Origin of the sequence: [Bacillus] caldolyticus (genome assembly GCF_003595605.1) — a bacterium.
Classification (GTDB): Bacteria; Bacillota; Bacilli; order Bacillales; family Anoxybacillaceae; genus Geobacillus; species Geobacillus thermoleovorans.
Window position 1 is genome coordinate 183,698 of the sequence record NZ_CP025074.1, and the last position, 24,022, is coordinate 207,719.

Here is a 24,022-nt window from a genome sequence, read left to right on the forward strand (position 1 = left end):
TTTATTTTTATTTTGATTGTTTTTGGTTGTTTTGTTTTTTTATTGAATGTTATTGATCTAAAATGAATGATTTTGATTGATTTTTTCTCTGTTTTGGCTTATGATAGAGTTGTAAGCCCCGAGTTCGACAGTTTTGAGGCCATTTTAGGCAAATGAAAATGGCCAAAATGCTGTTATATCAAGGATTTCGCGATACGGATCCTAGAAAAAAACGCTTAATTTCATAGGCACACGACTTGACAATTTATCCTTTTAAAAAAGCCCAATATCGTTTATAATATAGGCATGTACATACGGCGAGTAACACGCAAAAACAAAGATGGAACGACCGTGGCGTATCTCCAGCTTGCTCACAACGAATGGGATCCGAAGGCCAAATATGCGAAAGCGAAGGTGATTTATTCGTTTGGGCGCGAAGACGAGGTGGATCGCGCTGTCTTGGAGCGTCTGGCCAAAAGCATTTCGCGATTCCTTTCTCCTGAGCAGGCTTGGGAAATCGAGACGTTGACAGGAGAAGTGTCGGATGACTTTCAGTTTCAATCAAGCAAACGCCTTGGTGGCGCTTGGCTTTTGGATCAGCTCTGGAGACAACTGGGATTGGGAGAGATTCTCCACTCCTTGTTTGCCTCCCGACATCATCAGATTCCGTTGGAACGGCTGATTTTTGCCATGGTGGCGAATCGTGCCCTTCATCCGTCAAGCAAGTTGGCGATGGAGGAGTGGGTGGAGAAAGACGTGCATATCCCTCATCTTCCCCAAGTCGCCAGCCACCAGTTGTACCGGGCGATGGATGAGCTGCTGGCCGTGCAGCCGGAATTGGAACGCCAAGTGTTCCATGCCGTGGCCGATTTATTGAACCTGGAAGTCGATTTGATTTACTTTGATACGACTTCGTCGTACTTCGAAGTGGATCCATCCGAAACACCAGAAGGAGAATCGCTTCGAAAGCAGGGGTTTTCCAAAGATAAGCGTCCCGATTTGGTCCAAATCGTCATTGGACTGGCCGTTACCCGGGAAGGAGTCCCCATTCGCGCTTGGGTATGGCCTGGCAATACGATGGATATGACGGTCATCAAACAGGTGAAACAAGACTTGATTGGCTGGAAGCTTGGGCGTGTGATCAGCGTGATGGACCGCGGATTTTCGTCTGAAGAGAATTTGCGAATCTTGCAACAGGCCGGGGGACACTACATTGTCGGCGAAAAAATGCGGTCCGGCAAAGCCGCCGTCGAAGAGGCCCTAAACCGTCGCGGGCGCTACCAACAAGTTCGCGAGAACTTGCATATCAAAGAAATCATCGTGGGCGACGGAGAAGCGCGTCAGCGCTATGTTCTCGTGTACAATCCCAGCGAAGCCGAACGCCAACGCAAGGAGCGGGAAACGCTGCTCGAATCGCTGAAAGAAGAGTTGGAAGGGCTTCGACAACTCCCCAACGAAGCCCATCATAAGGCCACCTGCCGGCTGCGTTCCCATCCGTCCTACGGAAAATACTTGCGTCAATTGAAGGATGGAACGCTTCGCATCGACAAGCAAGCGGTTCGTGAAGCGGAAAAGTACGATGGCAAATATCTCATCCGAACCTCCGATGACACCTTGTCTGCCGAGGATGTCGCGCTCGGGTATAAGCAACTGGTGGATATCGAGCAGGCCTTTCGGACGTTGAAATCAACACTCGAGCTGCGCCCCATGTATCATCGCTTGGAAGACCGTATCCGGGCGCATGTGCTGCTCAGTTGGCTGGCTCTCTTGCTGGTTCGGATCGTGGAGATCCGAACTCATGAATCGTGGCCGAAAGTAAGAGACGAATGCGAGCGTCTCATGCTTGGACATTTTTCTTCAAAAAACGGCGACCTTTATCAACGAACCGAACTGACGGCCAAACAGGCTCAACTCTTTGCGGCTCTAGGGATGGAGCCTCCTCCGAAGATTCTAGGCATCCATCCTCGCCCCTAGATACACGCCTAAAGTATGCCCAAATCCCTCTGATCCCTTTTGTATCAAAGGATCAGAGGGATTTTGTTTGCCTAGTCGCTGTCGAACTCGGGTAAGCGATATCGCCGATGATCGGAGGTGGGAATGTGCTGACGGAAGAACGCCACCGCCTCATTTTGGACCTGTTGGCGCAAAAAGGAGTCATCAAGCTGCAAGAGCTCGTTGACGCGACCGGGGCGTCGGAGTCGACGATTCGCCGCGATTTGACGCAGCTTGAAACCGAAAAGAAACTGCGCCGTGTGCACGGCGGGGCGGCCTTGTTGCAGCAGAAGCGCGAAGAGTTAAGCGTATCGGAAAAATCGCTGAAATATATCGAAGAAAAGCGGCGGATCGCTGCCTATGCGGCCAGTTTGGTGCAAAAAGGAAACTGCATCTATTTGGACGCGGGGACGACAACGTGGGAAATGATTCCGTATTTGGCTGACAAAGAGGTCATCGTTGTCACGAACGGCGTGATGCATGTCGAGCGGTTGCTTGAGCACAATGTGGCGACGTATTTGATCGGCGGCATGATCAAGCCGAAAACGAAGGCGTTGATCGGGCGCGGTGCCATCGAGTCGCTGCGGCAGTACCGCTTTGACCAATGCTTCATCGGCGCCAACGGCGTTCATTACGACTACGGTTATACGACGCCGGATCCGGAAGAAGCGCTGGTGAAATATACGGCGATGCAGCTGGCGCAACGCGCGTATGTGCTCGCTGACCATTCGAAGTTGAATGAAAGCGCGTTTGCGAAAATTGCTGATTTGCATGAAGCGGTGTTGATCACCGATGAATTGGATGAAGAGTGGAAAGATTTGTATCGAACAAAAACAACAGTAGAGGTTGTGGCTCCGTGATTTACACATGCACGTTGAATCCATCTGTTGATTATATCGTTCACCTCGATGAGCTGCATGTTGGCGAACTGAATCGTTCAGTGAAAACGTTCACATTTCCGGGCGGGAAAGGGATCAACGTATCGCGCGTGTTGAAGCGTTTGGGTGTTGACAGCACGGCGCTTGGATTCGTCGGCGGGTTTACCGGCGGGTTCATTGAAAGCGAGCTTCGGAAAGAAGGCATTGCCTGCGATTTTGTTCATGTCCCAGGGCAAACGCGCATTAACGTCAAACTGAAAGCTGGGCGGGAGACGGAAATTAACGGTGAAGGCCCGATGATTGCCGATGACGATGCAACGCAATTGATAGCGAAAATCGGAGCGCTTTCGGCCGGTGATGTGCTTGTGCTCGCCGGAAGCGCGCCGATGTCGCTGTCGGTGGACGTGTACGAGCAACTGGCGGCTCGAGCGGTGAAACGGCGTGTTCGTCTTGTCGTCGATACGAGCGGTCCGGCGCTCGAGGCGCTGCTCGCCTACCGGCCGTTTCTTGCCAAGCCGAATCACCATGAGCTGGCCGAACTGTTTGGCGCTGCTGTGCTGACGAAAGAAGAAATCATCCCCTATGGCCGCCGGTTGGTTGAAAGAGGAGTGGAGCATCTCATCGTCTCGATGGGCGGCGCGGGGGCGTTTTACTTCGGCCGGGAAGCAACGCTGTTTGCCGAAGCGCCACAAGGAACGGTGAAAAATTCGGTCGGGGCGGGCGATTCGATGGTCGCTGGATTTTTGGCCGCCTGGGCGAGCGGAACATCCATTGAGGAAGCGTTCGCTTACAGTGTCGCCGCCGGAAGCGCGACCGCGTTTTCGGAAGATTTATGCACGAAAGAGGAAGTCGAAGCGCTCGTCGACCGCGTCCGCGTCGCACGTTTATAGGAGGAAATAAAGGGGGGCGTACAGATGAATGTCACGGATTTGTTAACAAAGGAAACGATGATTCTTGAACTTCGGGCAAAGACAAAAGAGGAAGTGATTGAAGAGTTGGCCGCGAAACTCGCCGAGGCGGGAGCGGTCAGCGATATGGAGGCGTTCAAACGGGCGATTTGGGCGCGCGAAAAACAAAGCACGACCGGCGTTGGGGATGGCGTCGCCATTCCGCACGCCAAAACGGCGGCGGTCAAGCGCCCGGCGGTGGCGTTTGGCCGTTCGGCTGCCGGCATTGATTACGAGTCGCTGGACGGCCAGCCAAGCCATTTGTTTTTCATGATCGCGGCCCCGGAAGGCGGGGAACAGACGCATTTGCAGGCGTTGGCGAAACTATCGTCGCTGTTGATGGATGCCTCGTTCCGCGCCCGGTTGGAAAATGCTTCGGATGAAGAGGAGATCCTCCGTTTGTTCAAAGAGAAAGAGAACAAAGAGGAAGAACCGTCTCTGCAAGGCGCGCCATCTGGCGGCGGACGGAAAGTGCTCGCCGTTACCGCCTGCCCGACTGGGATTGCCCATACGTATATGGCCGCTGATGCGCTGAAGGCGAAAGCAGCGGAAATGGGCGTATCCATCAAAGTCGAGACAAACGGCTCCGATGGGGTGAAAAACGCTCTGACGGCGCAGGAGATTGAAGAAGCAACGGCGATCATTGTGGCGGCCGATAAACAAGTGGAAATGGACCGTTTTGACGGCAAACATGTCATTCAAGTGCCGGTCTCCCAGGCGATCCGTGAGCCAGAGAAGCTCATCGAGCAGGCGCTGCGCCAAGACGCGCCGATTTATCGGGCAAGCGGTGCGGCGCGAGGCAGCGCGGGAGCGGCGAAACCGCGAACCGGTTTTTACAAGCATTTGATGAACGGCGTATCGAATATGTTGCCGTTTGTCGTCGGCGGCGGGATTTTGATTGCGCTTTCCTTCACGTTCGGCATTAAGGCGTTTGATCCGAAAGATCCGTCGTATCATCCGTTTGCCAAACTGTTAATGGACATTGGCGGCGGCAATGCGTTCGCTTTAATGGTCCCTGTGCTGGCCGCATTCATCGCCATGAGCATTGCCGACCGGCCGGGATTTGCGCCGGGGATGGTCGGCGGCTTTTTGGCGGCGAACGGCGGGGCCGGCTTTTTGGGTGGGTTGATCGCCGGCTTTTTGGCCGGGTATTTGGTCGTCGGGCTCCGGAAACTGTTCAGCCGCTTGCCGCAGTCGCTTGAGGGGATTAAACCGGTGCTGCTCTATCCGGTATTCGGTATTTTCCTCACCGGCATCATTATGATGTATGTGGTCATCGATCCAGTCAAGGCGTTGAATGAAGGGATGAAACATTGGCTTTCCGGCATGGGCACCGCAAACTTAGTGCTGCTTGGTGCGGTGTTGGGCGGCATGATGGCGGTCGATATGGGCGGACCGATCAACAAAGCGGCGTATACGTTTGGGCTGGCGATGATTGAAGCCGGCAACTTTGCGCCGCATGCGGCGATTATGGCTGGCGGGATGGTGCCGCCGCTCGGATTGGCGCTGGCGACAACGTTCTTTAAGAAAAAGTTTACGAAAGCCGAGCGTGAAGCTGGAAAAACGTGCTATATCATGGGCGCTTCGTTCATTACCGAAGGGGCGATTCCGTTTGCCGCGGCTGATCCGGTGCGGGTCATTCCATCGATTATCGTCGGCTCGGCCGTTGCGGGAGCGTTGACGATGTGGTTCCATATCGGTTTGCCGGCGCCGCACGGCGGGATTTTCGTCATCCCGATCGTCAAAGGCAGCGCATGGCTTTATATGTTGGCTATTTTGATCGGCTCGGTCGTCACGGCGCTGATGGTCGGGCTATGGAAAAAAGAAGTGGAAGAATAATAGAAGAGGCGTTTCGCCAAAGGCGGAGCGCCTTTTTTCTCATCAAATTTTCATGACAGGGGGTCTTGTCAGTGATACAATGAACGGTTGTAAATGAGAGGAGAACTCATGATGAACACGTTTTTGCAGCTGAATACGATTTTTATCAGCATATTGATTGAATCGTTGCCGTTCGTCGTGCTTGGGGTGTTTGTTTCCGGAGTCATTCAAATGTTTGTCAGTGAAGAGACCGTGCAACGATGGGTGCCGAAAAACCGCGGCTTGGCGATTGTTTATGCGGCATTGGTCGGGGTTTTGTTTCCTTCGTGCGAATGCAGCATCGTGCCGATCACCCGCCGTCTCGTCGCCAAGGGGGTGCCGCTTTACGCGGCCGTGCCGTTTATGTTAACGGCTCCCGTCATCAATCCGGTTGTGCTGTTTTCGACATATATCGCCTTCGGAAGCAGTTGGACGATGGTATTGTGCCGGGCGCTGTTCGCTTGCGCCGTCGCCGTCGCTGTCGGCGCCGTGATGGCGATTCGGCATGAAGGCAGCGAGTTGCGCCATGAACGGCGCGAGATGCCGATGATGCCCCGTACGTGGAAAGAGAAAATCGTCGGCACCCTGCACCATACGATCGATGAATTTTTTGCGACCGGAAAGTATTTGATCATTGGGGCGTTCATTGCTTCGGCGATGCAAACGTATGTGAAAACGTCGGCGCTTGTTTCGATCGGCAATGGGAAAGTGGCGGCCTCTTTGGTCATGATGGCGCTCGCCTTCGTACTGTCGCTCTGTTCCGAGGCGGACGCATTTATCGCCTCGTCGTTTCAAAGCACATTTCCGTTTCACGCGCTGGCAGCGTTTCTTGTTTACGGGCCGATGCTCGATGTGAAAAATACGCTCATGTTGTTTCAGTCATTCCGCGCCCGGTTTGTGTGGAAACTGATTGCCTATATCACGGTGTTTGTGTTTGCCGGATCGCTATTGATCTAGCAAGGAGGTGGCGGCATGGTTCGCATGTATATTTTGCTTGGGTTTGCGTTTTTGTTTTTCCATTTATATATTACTGGAGAGTTGAGCAAATACATTAATATGCGCTATTCGTATATTTCGTTTAGTGCGATGTTTGTGTTTGCTTTTTTAACGATCGTGCAATTTGTGCTGGCAAGCCGCAACGAGGAACCGCACGATCATGGGGAGGAGTGCTGCGGCCATCATCATCATGAGCCGTCTGCGCGCTGGAAGCGGGTGGTAAATTACCTTATTTTTGTTTTTCCGCTGGCTTCCGCCTTCTTGTTTCCCGTTGCGACGCTGGATTCTGAAGTCGTAAAGGCGAAAGGGATTCATGTTCCTGGGATGGCGGCTGACGGCAGCGATCCGTTTGCCCAGCGGCAGTTTTTGCGTCCGGATACGAGCATGTATTATGGGCGGGACGATTATCAAAATGCCATGGAAAAAGAGCTGAAAAAATACGGTCGTCTTGCTCGCTTGGAGTTGAATGATCAAAACTATTTAAATGCCATGGAAACGATTTATCAGTTTCCCGGTGCATTCGCCGCCCGCGACATTGAATTCACCGGGTTTGTTTACCGTGAGGAAACGACGCGCGCCAATGAGGCGTTTCTCCTTCGCTTTGGAATCATTCATTGTGTTGCGGATTCAGGGGTGTACGGGCTGCTCCTTCAGTTTCCAAAGACGGTGCCGCTTCAAAATGATGAATGGATTCATGTGAAAGGTACGCTATCCACCATGTATTACCAGCTGTTTCATATGACGCTTCCGTATGTAAAAGTGACGTCATGGGAGAGGGTGGCCAAACCGAAGGAGCCGTACGTATACCGCCAATTCAATGAATAAGAGCGAGCCGCGGACTGGCTTGCTCTTTTGGATAAAGTTGCGCTCATTCCTTTTGCCGCGCTTGTTTCACCATGGTGATTGCGCTTGTTTGGCTGAACGAATTGTCGAATGGGAAAGGGCCGTCAACGCTTGGGCGGCATCGATCACCTCGCCGAGCTTCAAGCAAAGCAAGCGCTCCTCTTCCAACCCGCGCCGCCGCCACTCGGTCCATAGACGGTCGAGCGCTTCTTTCGGCGTATCGTCCGCGAGGCGGAACGCCCCGTAATGCATCGGCACAAACAGCCGGGCGCGGCAGTCCAAAAACGCCTGCACCGCTTCTTCCGGTGTGGTGTGCTGCGGCCCCATGAACCATTCCGGTTCGTACGCGCCGATCGGCAAGAGCGCATAGTCGATGGAAAAGCGTTCGCCGATGTCGCGAAAGCCGCGGAAGTAGCCGCTGTCGCCAGCAAAATAAACCGTCGGTGCGTCGTCCGCTTCAATGACCCACCCGCCCCAGTGCGACGTATTCGTATCCCAAAGCGTTCGCCGCGTCCAATGTTGGGCGGGAACAAATGTGAGCGATACGCCGTGAAAGGAGGCCGTTTCCCACCATGACAGTTCGGTGACACGGCGATAGCCGCGGCGGCGGAACAAGCGGCCGAGCCCCTCGGGCACGAATATGTGCGGGTCACCGTGCAAACGGCGGAGGCTGCCGAAATGCAAATGGTCATAGTGGCCGTGGGAAATGAGCACAACGTCCACGGGCGGCATCTTGTCAAGCGGAACACCAGGAGCCGTCAAGCGTTTGGCCGCGCCCATCCAATTCGCCCAGACGGGATCGGTGACGATGGTGATGCCATGAAGTTGAACGACAAAGGTCGAATGGCCGACCCAGCAGAGCTGCGGCCGTCCGTTCGGCTTCTGAAGCCGCTCGTATTGAGGCGGTGAAACATGCGGCACGACGTAGGACAAATCTTTTTGTTTTTGTTTCCGCTCCCGCTGCCAGCGGCGGAAATCGGCCCATGTTTTGTGCGTCGAGACGCCGTCTAAGTTTTCATAGCGCTTGGCCAATGATTTCTCACTCCATTTTTTGTATTATATTATTTAGAGTAGCAAACCTTTTTTGCGAAGTACAAAATGTTTGCCCAGGTGGTGGAATCTATGCTTCGTTCTTTTACAATCCGCACGGCAAAGCGGGATGAAATGATCGACATTACTTCATTCGTCGAGGAGACGGTGCGCCAGGCTAACGTGACGGAAGGGATCGCTGTCGTTTATTGTCCGCATACAACGGCTGGCATCACCATTAACGAAAACGCGGATCCGGATGTCAAGCGCGACATGATGCGCCGCTTTGATGAAACATATCCGTGGGAGCATCCGCTTGACCGCCATATGGAAGGGAACACGGCCGCCCATATGAAAGCGAGCACGGTTGGGGCTTCGCAGCACGTCATTATTCATGAAGGCCGTCTGCTCCTTGGGCGGTGGCAAGGCGTCTATTTTTGCGAGTACGACGGACCGCGCCAGCGCACGTTTTACGTGAAAGTGCTCGAAGGTTAGAAACTATAATTATATTATGTAAACAAAGGGACGGGAGAAGATGATGCCAGAATAGCGGATGCAACGGTTTGATGTAAATAGGGAGAAGAGAACGAAAAAACCCGGGTAAACGTTTACCCGGGTTTTTTCATTTCAAATGTCGAAAAATCCAGCTGTTGAGAACAAGAAGCATTCGCATCCTTACGCCGGCGTCGTCAAAATGAGCGGTCCGTTTTTCGTAATGGCGATCGTATGTTCATATTGCGCTGAATACGAGCCGTCGATCGTCCGCGCCGTCCAGCCGTTCGGATCCATTTTGCTTTGCCATGCCCCCATGTTGACCATCGGTTCGATCGTGATGACCAACCCCTCCTTTAAACGCATGCCTTTTCCTTTTTCGCCGAAGTGGGGAACATACGGCTCTTCGTGGATCGTCGGGCCGATGCCGTGTCCGGTGAAATCACGGACGACAGAAAAGCCGTGCGCTTCGACGTACGTTTGAATGGCGTGGCCGATGTCGCCGATTCGATTGCCAAGAACCGCTTGCTCGATTCCTTTATAGAGCGACTGCTCGGTGACGTCAAGCAGCTTTTCCACGTCTTTGCCGACGTCGCCGACGGCGTACGTCCAGGCCGAATCGGCGAGCGCTCCGCGCAAATTGACGACAAAGTCGATCGTGACGATATCGCCTTCTTTCAGCGGCTCGTTGCGCGGAAACCCGTGGCAAATTTCATCGTTAATGGAAGCGCATGTCGCATACGGATAGCCGCGGTATCCTTTTTGTTCCGGTTTGGCGCCGTATTTGGCCAAAAACATTTCGACGAACCGGTCGATTTCCATCGTTGTGACGCCTGGTCTGATGCGCTTGGCGATCTCTTGGTGACAGGCGGCGAGTAACTTCCCCGCCTCGCGCATCAATTGAATTTCCCGTTCCGTTTTGACGTGAATCATGCAACTGTCTCCTTTTCCTCGATGTGTTTCGCTTCGATAGTATTGTAGCAAAAAGAACTGTGATGTGAAACCGCGGCGATCCGTTCTGAACTGAGGAGCTATTCCAGAATTTCACCCCAAAATAGGACGCGAAAGGGGGGACGAAAGGAAAAAAAGATGCCCGAAAAAAAGAAAAGGCCCTTTGATGGGGGCATACAGAACTTCGATATGTTGGTCCTTGCCTGCAAGAGCTTTTACGGCTGGTCCCTGCTATGTCACAAGGCGGCAAACAGCTGTTTTTCTTTATCGGAAATCGCGGAGGAAGAGGGAGACGGTGCGAGCGGCAAATAAATGGACACCGTTGTCCCTTTATGTACTTCGCTTTCGATGCGGATCGTTCCGTTCATCGATTCGACGATGCGGTAGACGACCATCATCCCGAGCCCTGTGCCTTTCACTCCTTTCGTCGTAAAATACGGCTCGCCCAAACGTTCGAGCTGTTCTTTCGTCATGCCGACGCCGGTGTCAGCGATGCGGATGAGCACGCGGCCGCTGTCAATGGAGACGGACACTTGCAGCGTCCCGCCGTTAGGCATCGCTTCGATGGCGTTTTTCATTACGTTGAGCAAACATTGACGGAATTTTTCGCGCTCACCGATGACGGAAAATGGGGCAAGCGTCGCTTGAATGTCGACGCAGCTCATATTGGCGAGCGGGCGGAGGATGTCAATGACACGCTCAATCTCGAGCTTCACGTTCAGCTTTTCCGGCGTCTCCGGCGCCGGCTTGGCGAACGTCAAGTAATCGGTGATGATCGCTTCCGCCCGATCAAGCTCCTCAATGGCGATGCGCGCATACTGGCGGCGTTTGTCGGCGGCGAGCGGCTGCTCTTCGATCAGTTGGATAAACCCACGCGCCGCGGTGAGTGGATTGCGAATTTCATGGGAGATGGAAGCTGCTAAATGGGTGACGGCTTCCATTTTCTCGGCGCGAATCACTCGTTTGCGCAGCGCGATGCTATGATGCATCATCTCCCAAAACGAACAAACGACGAGCATGCTGATAGGCTGCACAAGCAAAAAAATGAGCGCAACGGAAGGCGGAGGAGAAACCGCAGCAGCCATCCACTCCGCTATGGCGACGGTCAATAGGCCAGAGCCGAAGCTGAGCGATGCAGCGAACAGCGTGCGCTGTTTGGTTGGCAGCTCGACAAACCGTTTTGTCAATAAACTGCTTGTTGCAGCGATGGCGATGGAAACGACGACGGTGACGAAGACGCCAGCTCCGCCGAACAGCGAGCGGTAGGCGATCGCCGTAAACGCTAAAACCGTCGCCGCCCCCGCTCCGCCGTACAAACCGCCAAGCCACAGAGGAATTTGCCGCAAGTCGAAGATGAAATCGCTCTCTGTTCCGACCGGGAGGGTGATGCATAACATGATCACGACGGCGTAACAAATGGTCGGCAAATAAAGGCGGAATCGTTTTGGCCTCTTCTCCTGCTCCGTACAGAGGGGAACGAGGAACACCGGCAGAAGGATGAAAAACAAGTTGAGCAAAAAGTCTTTGAAAATATTCAGCATCGCGGCACCTTCTTTCCCATCGTCAAGCTGCATAACCAGAATTTCTACAAAAACTGCGAATATATTACATTGTAACTGGAAAACTGTCTGGATGTTAAGGTGAAATCGATAGCCTTTTTTTGCTATAAATCTCGTTTTTTCGACAAATATAGGTAAAAAGAACTATTTTGTTCTTGATAAAAAATACCCTTTATTTTTTTATATTATTCTATAATATTTTAATTGTATATATTTTCTATCAACCTTTTATTTGATATGGAGGGATATTTTTGAAAAAACGGTCGATTCCATCACTTGTTGCGGCGCTGTCGCTCGGCATCGGGCTGTGGGCATCTCCGGCGGAAGCGCCGAAAGCGGCTAACGCCCCCGGCATTCCAGCTGTGAAGCAAGGGGGACCGGTCGATTTTGCGATTGCCAATGAGGAAAAGCTGGCGGAAATGTTGAAACGGAGCGGAAAGCTTCGCGCTGATGCGACTCCTGCTGAGGTGGAACAAGCAGTGCGCGACTATTTGCGGCAAAAGGCGATTCATATGCCGCGGGGAAAAGGAGAATTATACGATAAAGAGGCAAAGCGCGCCGAGGCGATGCAGGACGGACAGCAGACAAATGGCGTGCTGAACGGGAAAGGGAAAAAGCTCGGACAATCGAAAACGGCTTCCGTGCCATCCGTCAAGCCGGAGCCATGGAACGGCGGCAAGCGGGTCGACCGTGTACTCGTTTTGCTCATCGAGTATCCGGACTTTCCGCATAACAACATTCAGCCAACTGAAACGGATATGTATTATAAAGATTATACACGCGAACATTATGAAGATATGATTTTCGGCGGCGATGACGGCTATTACGATGGACCGAATGGCGAGAAGCTTATCTCAGTAAAAAAATATTATGAAGAGCAATCAGGCGGCAGCTATTCCATTGAAGGAAAAGTGGCAGGCTGGTATCAGGCGAAGTATCCGGCTAAATACTATGGCGGAAATGTACCGGCGCCGGATGGCAATGACGCCAATCCACGGGCGCTTGTGCGCGAAGCGCTGGCGGCAGCCGCCCAGGATCCGACCATTGATTTGCGTGAGTTTGACCAAGAGGATCGCTACGATTTAGACGGCGACGGCAATTATCGCGAACCGGACGGTTTGATTGACCATTTAATGATCATTCACTCCAGCGTCGGAGAAGAATCGGGCGGCGGTTCGCTCGGCGGCGATGCCATTTGGTCGCACCGCTGGAATTTAGGATCGGTGTACCGCATTCCGAATACGACGACGGATGTGCCGTATTGGCGCGGCCAACTGGCGGCTTACGATTATACGATTGAGCCGGCTGACGGGGCGGCAGGAGTGTTTGCTCACGAATACGGCCACGATTTAGGGCTGCCGGATGAATACGATACGATTTACTCCGGTCTGGGCGAGCCAGTTGCCTATTGGTCGATTATGTCAAGCGGAAGTTGGGCGGGACGCATTCCGGGCACCGAGCCGACCGGCTTCAGCGCCTGGGCGAAACAGTTTTTGCAGTCGACCATGCCCGGCAGCAACTGGCTGAGCGGAACGACCGTTGAGTGGAACGAAGTAACGCCAAACGGTGTCGAAGTCGTGCTCGATGAAGCGAACACGAAAGGGACGAACAACGATGCCGTGCGCATCAACTTGCCGGACAAAGAAACGGTCATCACGACCCCGCCAAGCGGTGCGTATGCCTATTTCTCCGGCAGTGGAAACAACTTAGATCATACGATGTCAACGACGATCGATTTGACGAGAGCGTCCAAGGCGACGCTGGCATTTGATACATGGTATGCGATTGAGAAAGACTGGGATTATGGGGCGGTAGAAGTAAAACCGCATGGCAGCAACGAATGGACAACAATTCAAGGAAACATTACGACGACCAACAATCCGTACGGGCAAAACCCGGGCAACGGCATTACCGGTACGTCAAACGGCTGGGTGAAGGCGGAATTTGACTTGTCGGCCTATGCAGGACAAACGATTGACCTTCGCTTCCATTATATCACTGATGTAGCGGTGTCGGAAGCTGGCTGGTATGTTGACAACATTCAAGTGACGGCAGATGGAACAATCGCGCTCACAGACGACGCAGAGGGCGACAGCGCTTTCGCGTTGGACGGTTTTGCGAAAAGCGACGGCATCGCGCGCTCGAAGCATTATTATTTGCTTGAATGGCGCAACCACCGCGGCGTCGATGAAGGGCTCGCCCATATTTTGCGCGGCGACCGGCTTCTTTCGTACGATCCAGGGCTTGTCGTCTGGTATGTGGATGAAGGCTATGACAACAACTGGACGGGCGTCCATCCGGGCGAAGGGTTTCTTGGCGTTGTGGATGCCGACCAGCATACGTTAAAATGGTCGGGCAATACGACAGCGTCGACTCGCTATCAAGTGCACGATGCGGCGTTCAGCCTGCAAAAAGGAGCCCCATTCCGCGTGGCAATCAATGGCTCACAGCTGATCGACAACGATACATCGCCGACGCCGGTGTTTGACGACAGCCGGTCGTATGACAATAAAGGGGCCGTCGACGCCGGCCGGAACGTGCCCAACTATGGCCTAAAAATCCGCGTCATCGGTGAAAGCGCTGACCGCACGGCAGCGCGTGTGTTGATCCACCGCTGACCACCTCCAAAGGCGCACGGAACATTTCCGTGCGCTGAACATTTATCGACACGGTTTGTCATCCCTTCGTCGAATTTGTTGATTTTTCTTTCCCCCTTTTTTTCCGCTTTTTCCGTGAAAATGCAGGACTGACGCGAGATTTTCATCCCCGGGTGGAGGGCAAAGCGCGCTGCCCATGGATCTTTTCCGTGAAAATGCAGCGCCTTGAGCAGTCATTTTCATGCCGGGTGGAGGGCAAAGCGCGCTGCCCATGGATCTTTTCCGTGAAAATACATGCGCCTTCAGCGATCATTTTCATCCCCGGGTGGAGGGCAAAACGTTGCCCATGGATCTTTTCCGTTTATAATCATAAGTAGGATCGGATGAGAAGGGGGAACAATCAGAATGGAATGGTATGAACAGCTGTCGGCGTGGATTGCCGAGAAGCAGCCGGTGCGCGTGCAAACGGAGCAGGGGGAGGCGGTCGTGCTGCCGGTCAAGCTGTATCAAGAAGCACGCAAACTGTTCGTTTACAATCGGCAAATGCGGCTGATGAACATCCCGCTCGATCGGATCATTTCCGTCGAGCCGACGCGCATCATCGGTTCCTTTGACCGTCGGGGAGAAGAGGCCATGGTACATACTCGTTGAACGGAGGGCACGCGTCTTTGGGCGCGTGTTTTTTGATGGTGGTCGGCTGTTTCTGCCTGCGGTCTGTTCTGTTGCGCTGGGCTCTATACTATACCCAATGAAGGCGGCATTCGCGTTGCGATGTGCCAGGGAGCGGAATGGTTTTTGTTGCATAGGCAAAGACCATCTTTTAGAATGGAAAGGACGAACGACTGACCATAAGGGGGAAGGGACATGCATGGCAAACGGATTGCCTTGTGCGCCTCACGCAAACTGGACGAAATGACAACGCTTATTGAAAAGCAAGGAGGAACGGCCATCATTCGTCCGGCGCAAGGGACCGTCTTTTCAAAGGGAAGCGAACTGGGAGAGGAAATGCGAACCGTCATCGCCATGCGGCCGGACTGGATCGTATTTACGACGGGAATCGGCTTTGAGGCGCTGTTGGAAGCGGCCGACCGGGAGGGAATGGCTGCTCAATGGCATCGAACGATCAAGGAAGCGAACGTGGCTGCCCGCGGCTATAAAACGGTGACGGCGTTGAAACAAATTGGCGTCACCCCGGTGGCCGCAAGCGAGGACGGGACGACGAAAGGGTTGATTGCTGCTCTTTATGGGCACGACTTTGCGGAAAAAAACGTTGTTGTACAGCTGTACGGCGATACCGCGCCGGCCTTAAAGCAATTTTTCCTTGCGCGCGGCGCATCGTATACACAACTGTTCCCGTATCGGCATGTCGCCCCGGATCGGGAGACGCTCGAGACGCTATACAGAGAAATCATCGGGCGTGAGGTCGACGCCGTCTGTTTTACATCGGCGATGCAAGTCCGTTTTTTCTTTTCGTTTGCCCGCGAGAAACAAGACATCACCCCGCTGCTTGAGGCGTTCCGCACCGATGTCGTCGCTTGCGCTGTCGGTAAAGTGACGCAAGAAGCGCTCGAGGAAGAAGGAGTCAGCCGCGTCATCGCCCCGGAACATGAGCGGATGGGAGCGATGATTGTGACGCTTGCCCGTTATTTTCAACAATAAGCCCTGTTGAGGGTTGTTTTATCTTAATTAGGCGAGAAGACTCCCACTTCAACGAAGCGAAGCGGAGTAAGTGGGAGATGAATCGCCTTAACTATATTTTGCTGAAAATAGGATAGATTCAGTAAAATATGGTATAATATAGTTAGATGGGAGGTGAAAACATGTATTTTTGTATCAAACAACAGCTAAATGGTTTGACCAAAGAAGAATACTTGACTCTTCGAGAACTGTGCCATATTGCCAAGAACATGTACAACGTCGGATTGTACAATGTCAGACAATACTATTTTGAACACAAGGAATTTCTTAATTATGAGAAAAACTATCATCTTGCAAAAACTAACGAAAACTATAAGCTGTTAAACAGCAACATGGCACAGCAAATTTTAAAAAAGGTCAATGAAGCCTTTAAATCTTTCTTTGGTTTGATCAGTCTTGCCAAACAAGGAAAATATGACCACAAGGCTATCAGTATTCCAAAATATCTTAAAAAAGATGGCTTTCATTCACTGATCATTGGCCAGATTCGTATAGACGGCAACAAATTCACAATACCGTATTCTCGCCTATTTAAAAAGACTCACAAGCCTATCACGATAACGATTCCGCCTGTGTTACTGGACAAAAAGATTAAGCAGATTGAAATCATTCCTAAGCATCATGCCAGGTTCTTTGAGATTCAGTATAAATATGAAATGCCTGAAGATCAAAGAGAATTAAACGACCAAAAAGCACTGGCAATTGATTTAGGATTAAACAATCTTGCCACTTGTGTCACATCAGACGGCAGATCATTCATCATTGATGGGCGGAGATTAAAAAGTATAAATCAATGGTTTAACAAAGAAAATGCCAGACTTCAAAGCATAAAAGATAAGCAAAAAATCAAAGGCACCACTCGTAAACAGGCTTTGCTTGCTATGAATCGCAATAATAAAGTGAATGATTATATCAACAAGACTTGCCGTTACATCATTAACTATTGTATTGAAAATCAAATTGGCAAACTTGTCATTGGCTATGCGGAAACATGGAAACGCAATATTAATCTAGGAAAAAAGACAAATCAAAACTTTGTCAATATTCCTCTCGGTAACATAAAAGAAAAACTAGAATATCTTTGTAAATTTTACGGCATTGAATTCTTGAAACAGGAAGAATCCTATACGTCTCAAGCCAGCTTTTTTGACGGCGATGAGATTCCTGAATATAATGCCGACAATCCAAAAGAATATAAGTTCAGCGGCAAACGTATTAAGCGCGGCTTGTATCGAACAAAGTCTGGCAAACTAATTAATGCTGATGTCAATGGCGCATTAAACATCTTAAAGAAAAGTAAAGCTGTAGACCTGAGTGTCTTATGCTCTAGCGGCGAAGTGGACACGCCTCAAAGAATAAGGATTGCTTGAAGCAGTCAAACTTCTTTGGAAGCCCCCACTTCAAATTTTCGCTAGAAAATTAAGTGGGGGTAGTTCACTATTGGTTCATTTGTTGGCAGGTTGTTATGCGATCGTTAGGATATGCGGAAGCGCACGTTGTTTCGTTTCCGCCGCCGTTAAAGTTGACAGGCCGGCTGTTAGGCAATCGGTTTGCCCCCGCCTGTTCAGTTTAGGGTTCCTGATGTGACGCCCGCCGCTCGCTTATTTGGCGCGGTTGACCGGCTCTGCTTGTTTTGGCATTCGCTTTCGATAGACGACGTAGCTGCGCTGCAAGTAGCGGAGCGGGAAGCTGAATACGTGAACGAGACGGGTGAACGGCCAGACGGCGAACAAACCGAATGCAGCGAGAATATGAATTTGAAACCAAAGCGGCACCGTTTCCATATAAGCTGGGTTCGGACGGAATGTAAGAAGGCCGCGAAACCACGGGCCGATCGTCGTCCGGTAATCAAACCCGTGCGAATCGATGTTCAGAAACGTTGATGACAGCCCGCTGGCGATCACGACAAGCAAAAATCCGAGCGCAACCCAATCGCCGGTGCTGCTTGTCGCCCGCACGCGCTTGACCGTCAAGCGGCGGCGAAAAAGGATCACGAAACCAACGAAGGCCGCCAAGCCGGCCGGAATGCCGCCTGCCAAGGCGAGGGCGTGGTACATCTCTTCTGTCACGCCAAGCGCCTCGTAAAACGGCTCGGGAATGAGAATGCCCATCACGTGGCCGACAAACACGAACAAAATGCCCCAGTGAAAGAGAAGGCTTCCAAGGCGCAACTGCCGTTTTTCGAGCAGTTCGCTTGATTTGGATGTCCAGCCAAACTGGTCGCGCTGGTAGCGCCAAATATGGCCGGCGACAAATAGGACAAGCGCCAAATACGGAACAATCACCCAGAGAAATTGGCTGGCCATGCCGTTGCACCTCCTTTCGGGAGCGGCGTCACGCCGAGTTGAGTGAATGTGTGATTGAGCGCGTCAAACAGCTGTGCATACGGGCTGCCTGCCGCTGCCAGCCGGTCGCCGATTTCGCGGATATGGCCGGCATAATCGGCGAGCAAGGCGGTCGTATGCTCTTGATCTGCATAGGCCATCCATTCAAGCATGAGCGGCAAGTAGTCGGGCAGCTCGTGATCGGAGACGGCGAATCCGGCCGCCTCGTAGCGCGCTTTTAAGGCGACGAGTTCGATTCCGCGCTCCCGCTGCTCGCCGTTTGTCATATACGTCAAGTACAAATTCGTTTTTTTGCCGAAATCAAATGTTTCGACATATTGCTCCATCCGCTCTCGAGCCGGGGTGACCGCGAGCTGTTCGGCCACTGCCAAAAGCGGCGCGCGGACGGTTTCATCGTCAAGCGAGCGGATGGCGTCTAGGCAGTCAGGAAGCGATTCGGCCCACTGTTCGTCCGGGTAAGACAACAAATACGATACACATAGAAAGACCGTTTGTTGTTGTTCGCTGTTCATCGTAAATCCTCCATTTCATTATTGAAGGGGGCGGGGCTCGCCTTCTTTCTCCTTTTACAGCGTGCCGCAAGCGCCCGGGCCGCCGGCGAACGCCAGCCCGCAGCTGCCTTGTTCCGCGTACAAGTCAGCGACTTCTTCGCGGTGCGATGCTGGAATGACGAAGCGGTCTTCGTATTTGGCAATCGCGAGCAAACGGTACATCTCTTCAATGTCTTCACGGCTTAAGCCGAGCGATTCAATGAGGCGGATGTCCGGCTGTTTGTTCGTTTGTTTCGCCCGCATGTATGAGCGCATGGCCGCCATTTTTTTCAATGTCGTGCGGATGTGCGCCGTATCGCCCGCCGTCAGCAAATTCGCCAAATATTCGATCGGAATGCGCATTTCATCAATGGCCGGGAAGATGTCATCGGCGCTCGCTTGGCTTCCTTTTCCTTCGATCGTATTCATGATCGGGCTCAGCGGCGGAATGTACCATACCATTGGCAGCGTCCGGTATTCCGGATGCAGCGGCAAAGCGATTTTCCAATCGACGATCATTTTGTAAATCGGCGAGCGCTGTGCGGCGGCGATCCATTCGTCCGGGATGCCCGCTTCTTTCGCTTCGGCGATGACAGTCGGATCGTTCGGATCAAGGAAAATGTCCAGTTGAGCGTGATATAGCTGTTTCTCATCGGCGACGCTCGCCGCTTCTTTCACTTGATCCGCATCATACAGCATGACGCCGATGTAGCGAATGCGGCCGACGCACGTTTCCGAACAAATCGTCGGCATGCCGGCTTCGATGCGCGGGAAACAGAGCGTGCATTTTTCCGCTTTGTTCGTTTGCCAGTTGAAATACACTTTTTTGTACGGGCAGCTTGTGACGCAATACCGCCAAGCGCGGCAGGCGTTTTGGTCGACGAGGACGATGCCGTCCTCGTCGCGTTTGTACATGGCGCCTGACGGGCAGCTCGATACGCATGACGGATTGAGGCAATGCTCGCAAATGCGCGGCAAGTACATCATAAAGACGTTCTCGAATTCTGCCTGAATGGACTGCTCCATTTTGACGACGTTCGGGTCGCGCAACCCTGTGACGTGGGCGCCGGCCAGGTCGTCTTCCCAGTTCGGCCCCCATGACAGCTCCATCCATTCGCCGGTGATGCTGGATTTCGGCCGCGCCACTGGCTGGTATTGTTTTGACGGGCTGTTCGTCAACGTTTCATAGTCGTAATTCCACGGTTCGTAGTAATCGTCGATCGTAGGCTGGTACGGATTGTAGAACAAGTTGACGAGCCGCATCGCTTTCGAGCCGGATTTGAGCCGCAGTTCGCCGTTTTTCAACTCCCAGCCGCCTCTATACTTCTCTTGGTTTTCCCATTGTTTCGGATAGCCGATTCCGGGTTTCGTTTCAACGTTGTTAAAGTACATGTATTCAGCGCCGGGGCGGTTCGTCCATGTGTTTTTGCACGTGACGCTGCACGTATGGCAGCCGATGCATTTGTCCAAATTCATCACCATGCCGACTTGCGCTTTCATCTTCAAGCCAATCAACCTCCTCGAGTTTGCGGATGACGACGTACAGGTCGCGTTGGTTGCCCGTCGGTCCGTAATAGTTGAATCCGTAGCTTAACTGTGCATATCCGCCGATCATATGCGTCGGCTTTACGTGGATGCGCGTCGGGCTGTTGTGTGTGCCGCCGCGGTTGTTTGTCAGCTTCGTGCCCGGCACGTTAATATGGCGGTCTTGCGCGTGGTGCATAAACGCCATGCCGCGCGGCAGCCGGTGGGAGACGACGGCGCGGGCGACGACGACGCCGTTTTCGTTGAAACATTCGATCCAGTCGTTGTCGTTGATGCCGGCTTCGGCCGCATCATCTTTGTTCATCCACACGGTCGGCCCGCCGCGGAAAAGCGTCAACATCGGCAAGGAGTCGAAATACATGCTGTGGATCGACCATTTGTTATGCGGCGTCAAATAGTTCAAGATGACTTCCTTTCCGTTTTCTTTCGGGCGTTTGTTTGAAAACGGACGGTGCGGCAACACCGGCTTGAACGTCGCCATCGTTTCGCCGAACTCGTGCATCAGTTCATGATCGATGTAAAACGACTGCCGGCCGGTCAACGTCCGCCACGGGATGAGCCGTTCGACGTTCGTCGTAAACGGCGAGTAGCGCCGCCCGCCTTTTTCCGAGCCGCTGAACGCCGGCGAGGTGATGACCGTTTTCGGCTGGGCGGTGATTTGTTCAAACGTAAAGCATTCTTCCTCGCGTTCTTTCGCTAAATCGGCCAATTTCAAATCCGTCTTTTTCTCAAGCGCCTCCCACGCTTTCACCGCCATTTTGCCGTTTGTAGTTGATGACAGCGTCAAAATCGCTTCAGCCGCTTTTTTCGCTTCGCTGATATCCGGGCAGCCGTCGGCGATGGAAGCGCGCCGGACAGTGCCAAGCCGGCGTTTCAACTGTTCATACTCGTCTTTCGCTGACCAGGCAATCCCTTTTGTGCCGATCGGCTGGCGGGCGACATTTGGACCTAAGGCGGTCATTTGGTCGTAAAGAAGGGTATAGTCGCGTTCAATGACGTGAATGTTCGGCATCGTTTTGCCCGGAATCGGTTCGGTTTCGCCTTTGCTCCAGTCTTTCACTTCACCGAACGGCTGCGCCAGCTCTTGCGCCGTATCGTGCAACAGCGGAGTGGCGACGACTTCTTTCATCGGCTTTAAGCCGGCTTGTTTGGCGACATCAGATACGGCTTTCGCAAGTGATTTGAAAATATCCCAGTCCGAGCGCGCTTCCCAGAGCGGAGGCACGGCTGGATTGAACGGATGGACGAACGGATGCATATCCGTGCTGCTTAAGTCATGTTTTTCATACCATGTCGCTGCCGGCAGGACGACATCGGAGTAGAGCGCTGTGCCGGCCATGCGGAAGTCCAAGTTGACAAGCAGATCGAGCTTGCCTTCCGGCGCTTCATCGCGCCAGCGGATTTCTTCCGGGCGCAGGCTGTCGCGGTCATCGTTTAACAAGCCGTTCGTCGTGCCAAGCAAATGTTTTAAGAAGTATTCGTGCCCTTTGCCGGAGCTTGAGATTAAGTTGGCGCGCCAGACGATCAAGTTGCGCGGAAAATTCGCCTCGTTGTCCGGATCTTCGATCGCAAACTGCAATTCTTTCTTTTTCAGCTGTTTCGCGACGTAGGCGCCGATCTCTTCCGGCGTGCGGGCTCCATGGCTTACTGCTTCGTTATACAGCTCGATGCCGTTTTTGTTAAACGTCGGGTACGACGGCAGCCAGCCAAGCCGCGCGGCCAAGACGTTGTAATCGCCAGGGTGTGAATAGCGCGCTTTTTTGGCCAGCGGTGAGATGAGCTCATCGACCGGCCGCTCTTCATAGCGCCATTGGTCGGTCGCAAAGTAAAAGAATGACGTGCCGTTTTGCAATTTCGCTGGTCCGACCCAGTCGCGGGCGGTGGCGATTGTCTGCCATCCTTCCACCGGCCGCAGCTTTTCCTGCCCGACGTAATGGGCCCAACCGCCGCCATTCACCCCTTGGGCGCCGACGAACAAGACAAGGTTCAAGACGGCGCGGTAAATCGTATCGGAGTTGAACCAATGGTTGATCCCGGCGCCGACGATGATCATCGACCGGCCGTTTGTGTCGATCGCGTTGTCGGCAAACTCACGGGCGATTTTCACGACGAGTTCGCGGTCGACGCCGGTGATCGCTTCTTGCCATGCTGGCGTGAATGGCACCTCGTCATCGTACGAGCGGGCGACTGTGCCGCCGATGCCGCGGTCAATGCCGTAGTTGGCCAAAATCAAATCATAGACGGTCGTGACGTAAACGTCTCCTGTTACGGTTTGCACTTTTTTCACTGGAACCGCGCGTTCGATCGTTTTTCCGCCCTCAGCGGTGAAATATGGAAGCTGGATCGAGATGACTTCATCTTCGCTCCCTAAAAACGACAGGCGTGGCTCAAGCGGCTGTTCTGTTTCCTCATCAACAAGACGCAAGTTCCATTTTCCTTTGTCTTCCCAGCGAGCGCCGATCGTTCCATTCGGCACGACAAACGAGTCGGTGTTTTCATCATAGATGACCGGCTTCCATTCGGCATTGTTCGTTTGTTTGCCAAGGTCTTTCGCCAACAAGAAGCGGCCGGCCGTCCATGCGCCGCCGTTTTGTTTTAAGGTGACGACAAACGGAAAATCGGTGTACGTTTTGGCATATCGTTCAAAATATGGAACGGTCCGTTTGACGTAATATTCGTTTAAAATAACATGTCCCATCGCCATCGCCAAGGCGCCGTCCGTCCCTTGCTTCACCGACAGCCAGTCGTCGGCGAATTTTGTCGACTCGGCGTAATCTGGGCTGACGGAGACGACTTTCGTGCCGCGGTAGCGCACTTCGGCTAAAAAGTGAGCGTCCGGAGTCCGGGTGAGCGGGACGTTCGAGCCCCAGGTGATGATGTAGCCGGCGTTGTACCAGTCGCTTGACTCCGGCACGTCCGTTTGGTCGCCCCAAATTTGCGGCGACGCCGGCGGCAAGTCGGCGTACCAATCATAGAAGCTTAACATCGGCCCGCCCATCAGCTGCATGAAGCGCGATCCGGCGGCATGGCTGACCATCGACATGGCTGGAATCGGGGAGAAGCCGACGTTGCGGTCCGGGCCGTATTTGACGACCGTATACAATAAAGAAGCGGCGACAAGCGTCAATGCTTCATCCCAGCTGACGCGCACGAATCCGCCCTTCCCGCGCGCCTGTTTGTAGCGCTTCGCTTTTTCGCGGTCTTCAACGATGCTTTTCCACGCCTCAAGCGGGTTGTTTGGATGATGGGAGAGCGCCTCGCGCCACATGTCAAGCAAGATGCCGCGGACATACGGGTATTTGACGCGCAGCGGGCTGTACATATACCATGAGAAGCTCGCGCCGCGCGGGCAGCCGCGCGGTTCAAAGTCCGGCATATCCGGCCCGGTCGACGGATAGTTGAGCTGCTGTCCTTCCCAGGTGACGATGCCGTTTTTGACGTAAATGTTCCAGCTGCACGACCCCGTGCAGTTGACGCCATGGGTCGAGCGGACGACTTTGTCGTGCTGCCAGCGGCGACGGTACGCATCTTCCCAGGCGCGGTCGCCGTAGGTTGTTTCGCTATGGCCGTCGGCTTGGCGCTCGATCGGCCGAATATATTTGAAACGGTTGGTGAGCGGAGATCGTTTTCGTTTCATTTGCTTCACTCCTTATTAGCGTTGTGTACTTTTAACTATAGCCATGATGTCAATAACGCGATGTTAACTTTGTCACACTTGGCATCATTGTCACAAATCCGTCAAAGAAACGAACAAATATTCTTTTCTGTGGTATAATGGGGAAAA

At 52.9% G+C, this 24,022-nt stretch carries 17 protein-coding genes and 1 pseudogene; 11 read left to right on the forward strand and 7 right to left on the reverse strand.

Features of this window, described 5'->3' with window-relative positions:
* The first annotated feature begins 285 nt into the window (after window positions 1-285).
* The 6 genes from CWI35_RS00970 (at window position 286) to CWI35_RS00995 (ending at window position 7,474) form a co-directional block, all read left to right on the forward strand.
* Complete coding sequence (locus tag CWI35_RS00970; RefSeq protein ID WP_042382804.1) at window positions 286-1,953, forward strand: IS1634 family transposase; 1,668 nt, start codon at window positions 286-288, stop codon at window positions 1,951-1,953.
* 125 nt (window positions 1,954-2,078) lie between these two features.
* Complete coding sequence (locus CWI35_RS00975) at window positions 2,079-2,831, forward strand: DeoR/GlpR family DNA-binding transcription regulator (RefSeq protein ID WP_011231330.1); 753 nt, start codon at window positions 2,079-2,081, stop codon at window positions 2,829-2,831.
* Window positions 2,828-3,739, forward strand: coding sequence for a 1-phosphofructokinase (gene pfkB / locus CWI35_RS00980; protein WP_011231329.1), 912 nt, complete (start codon window positions 2,828-2,830; stop codon window positions 3,737-3,739). Before CWI35_RS00975 ends, pfkB begins: the two co-directional genes overlap by 4 nt.
* Before the next feature lie 24 nt (window positions 3,740-3,763).
* Window positions 3,764-5,635, forward strand: coding sequence for a PTS fructose transporter subunit IIABC (locus CWI35_RS00985; RefSeq protein WP_011231328.1), 1,872 nt, complete (start codon window positions 3,764-3,766; stop codon window positions 5,633-5,635).
* A 108-nt stretch (window positions 5,636-5,743) separates the two neighbouring features.
* Window positions 5,744-6,610: a permease gene (locus tag CWI35_RS00990; protein WP_119877399.1), complete on the forward strand. Its 867-nt coding sequence runs from the start codon at window positions 5,744-5,746 to the stop codon at window positions 6,608-6,610.
* A 15-nt stretch (window positions 6,611-6,625) separates the two neighbouring features.
* Entirely contained in the window at window positions 6,626-7,474 is an 849-nt protein-coding gene (locus tag CWI35_RS00995; protein ID WP_119877400.1) for a TIGR03943 family putative permease subunit, read from the forward strand.
* A 66-nt stretch (window positions 7,475-7,540) separates the two neighbouring features.
* Here CWI35_RS00995 and CWI35_RS01000 read toward each other — a convergent pair whose 3' ends face one another.
* A complete protein-coding gene (locus CWI35_RS01000; RefSeq protein ID WP_240432128.1) occupies window positions 7,541-8,524 on the reverse strand; it encodes an MBL fold metallo-hydrolase in 984 nt (327 codons plus the stop codon).
* A 90-nt stretch (window positions 8,525-8,614) separates the two neighbouring features.
* Here CWI35_RS01000 and CWI35_RS01005 point away from each other — a divergent pair, with 90 nt between their 5' ends.
* Complete coding sequence (locus CWI35_RS01005) at window positions 8,615-9,016, forward strand: secondary thiamine-phosphate synthase enzyme YjbQ (RefSeq protein ID WP_074044673.1); 402 nt, start codon at window positions 8,615-8,617, stop codon at window positions 9,014-9,016.
* A 180-nt stretch (window positions 9,017-9,196) separates the two neighbouring features.
* Here CWI35_RS01005 and map read toward each other — a convergent pair whose 3' ends face one another.
* Complete coding sequence (gene map / locus CWI35_RS01010; protein ID WP_119877401.1) at window positions 9,197-9,946, reverse strand: type I methionyl aminopeptidase; 750 nt, start codon at window positions 9,944-9,946, stop codon at window positions 9,197-9,199.
* A gap of 254 nt (window positions 9,947-10,200) precedes the next feature.
* A complete protein-coding gene (locus CWI35_RS01015; protein ID WP_119877995.1) occupies window positions 10,201-11,505 on the reverse strand; it encodes an ATP-binding protein in 1,305 nt (434 codons plus the stop codon).
* Window positions 11,506-11,774: 269 nt separating this feature from the next.
* On the opposite strand from CWI35_RS01015, the gene CWI35_RS01020 reads away from it, so the two are divergent.
* The 4 genes from CWI35_RS01020 (at window position 11,775) to CWI35_RS01035 (ending at window position 17,188) form a co-directional block, all read left to right on the forward strand.
* Window positions 11,775-14,141 (forward strand): immune inhibitor A domain-containing protein, encoded by a 2,367-nt coding sequence (locus CWI35_RS01020; protein ID WP_162924018.1) that lies wholly within the window; start codon window positions 11,775-11,777, stop codon window positions 14,139-14,141.
* 384 nt (window positions 14,142-14,525) lie between these two features.
* Window positions 14,526-14,771, forward strand: coding sequence for a hypothetical protein (locus CWI35_RS01025; protein ID WP_119877402.1), 246 nt, complete (start codon window positions 14,526-14,528; stop codon window positions 14,769-14,771).
* A 213-nt stretch (window positions 14,772-14,984) separates the two neighbouring features.
* Complete coding sequence (locus CWI35_RS01030) at window positions 14,985-15,779, forward strand: uroporphyrinogen-III synthase (protein WP_033010902.1); 795 nt, start codon at window positions 14,985-14,987, stop codon at window positions 15,777-15,779.
* 161 nt (window positions 15,780-15,940) lie between these two features.
* Entirely contained in the window at window positions 15,941-17,188 is a 1,248-nt protein-coding gene (locus CWI35_RS01035) for an RNA-guided endonuclease InsQ/TnpB family protein (RefSeq protein WP_119877403.1), read from the forward strand.
* 231 nt (window positions 17,189-17,419) lie between these two features.
* On the opposite strand, the gene narI is transcribed toward CWI35_RS01035, so the two are convergent.
* The 4 genes and pseudogenes from narI to CWI35_RS01055 form a co-directional block, all read right to left on the reverse strand.
* Window positions 17,420-18,124: a respiratory nitrate reductase subunit gamma gene (narI, locus tag CWI35_RS01040; RefSeq protein ID WP_119877404.1), complete on the reverse strand. Its 705-nt coding sequence runs from the start codon at window positions 18,122-18,124 to the stop codon at window positions 17,420-17,422.
* Window positions 18,100-18,675 carry a nitrate reductase molybdenum cofactor assembly chaperone gene (narJ, locus tag CWI35_RS01045; RefSeq protein ID WP_014195921.1) on the reverse strand — a complete coding sequence of 192 codons (576 nt, stop codon included), beginning with the start codon at window positions 18,673-18,675 and terminating at the stop codon, window positions 18,100-18,102. The genes narI and narJ overlap by 25 nt, the downstream gene beginning before the upstream one ends.
* Before the next feature lie 54 nt (window positions 18,676-18,729).
* Window positions 18,730-20,199: a nitrate reductase subunit beta gene (gene narH / locus CWI35_RS01050; protein WP_119877405.1), complete on the reverse strand. Its 1,470-nt coding sequence runs from the start codon at window positions 20,197-20,199 to the stop codon at window positions 18,730-18,732.
* A pseudogene (locus CWI35_RS01055) lies at window positions 20,192-23,875 on the reverse strand (nitrate reductase subunit alpha); the annotation flags it as partial. The pseudogene CWI35_RS01055 and the gene narH, both read right to left, overlap by 8 nt.
* Window positions 23,876-24,022 lie beyond the last annotated feature (147 nt).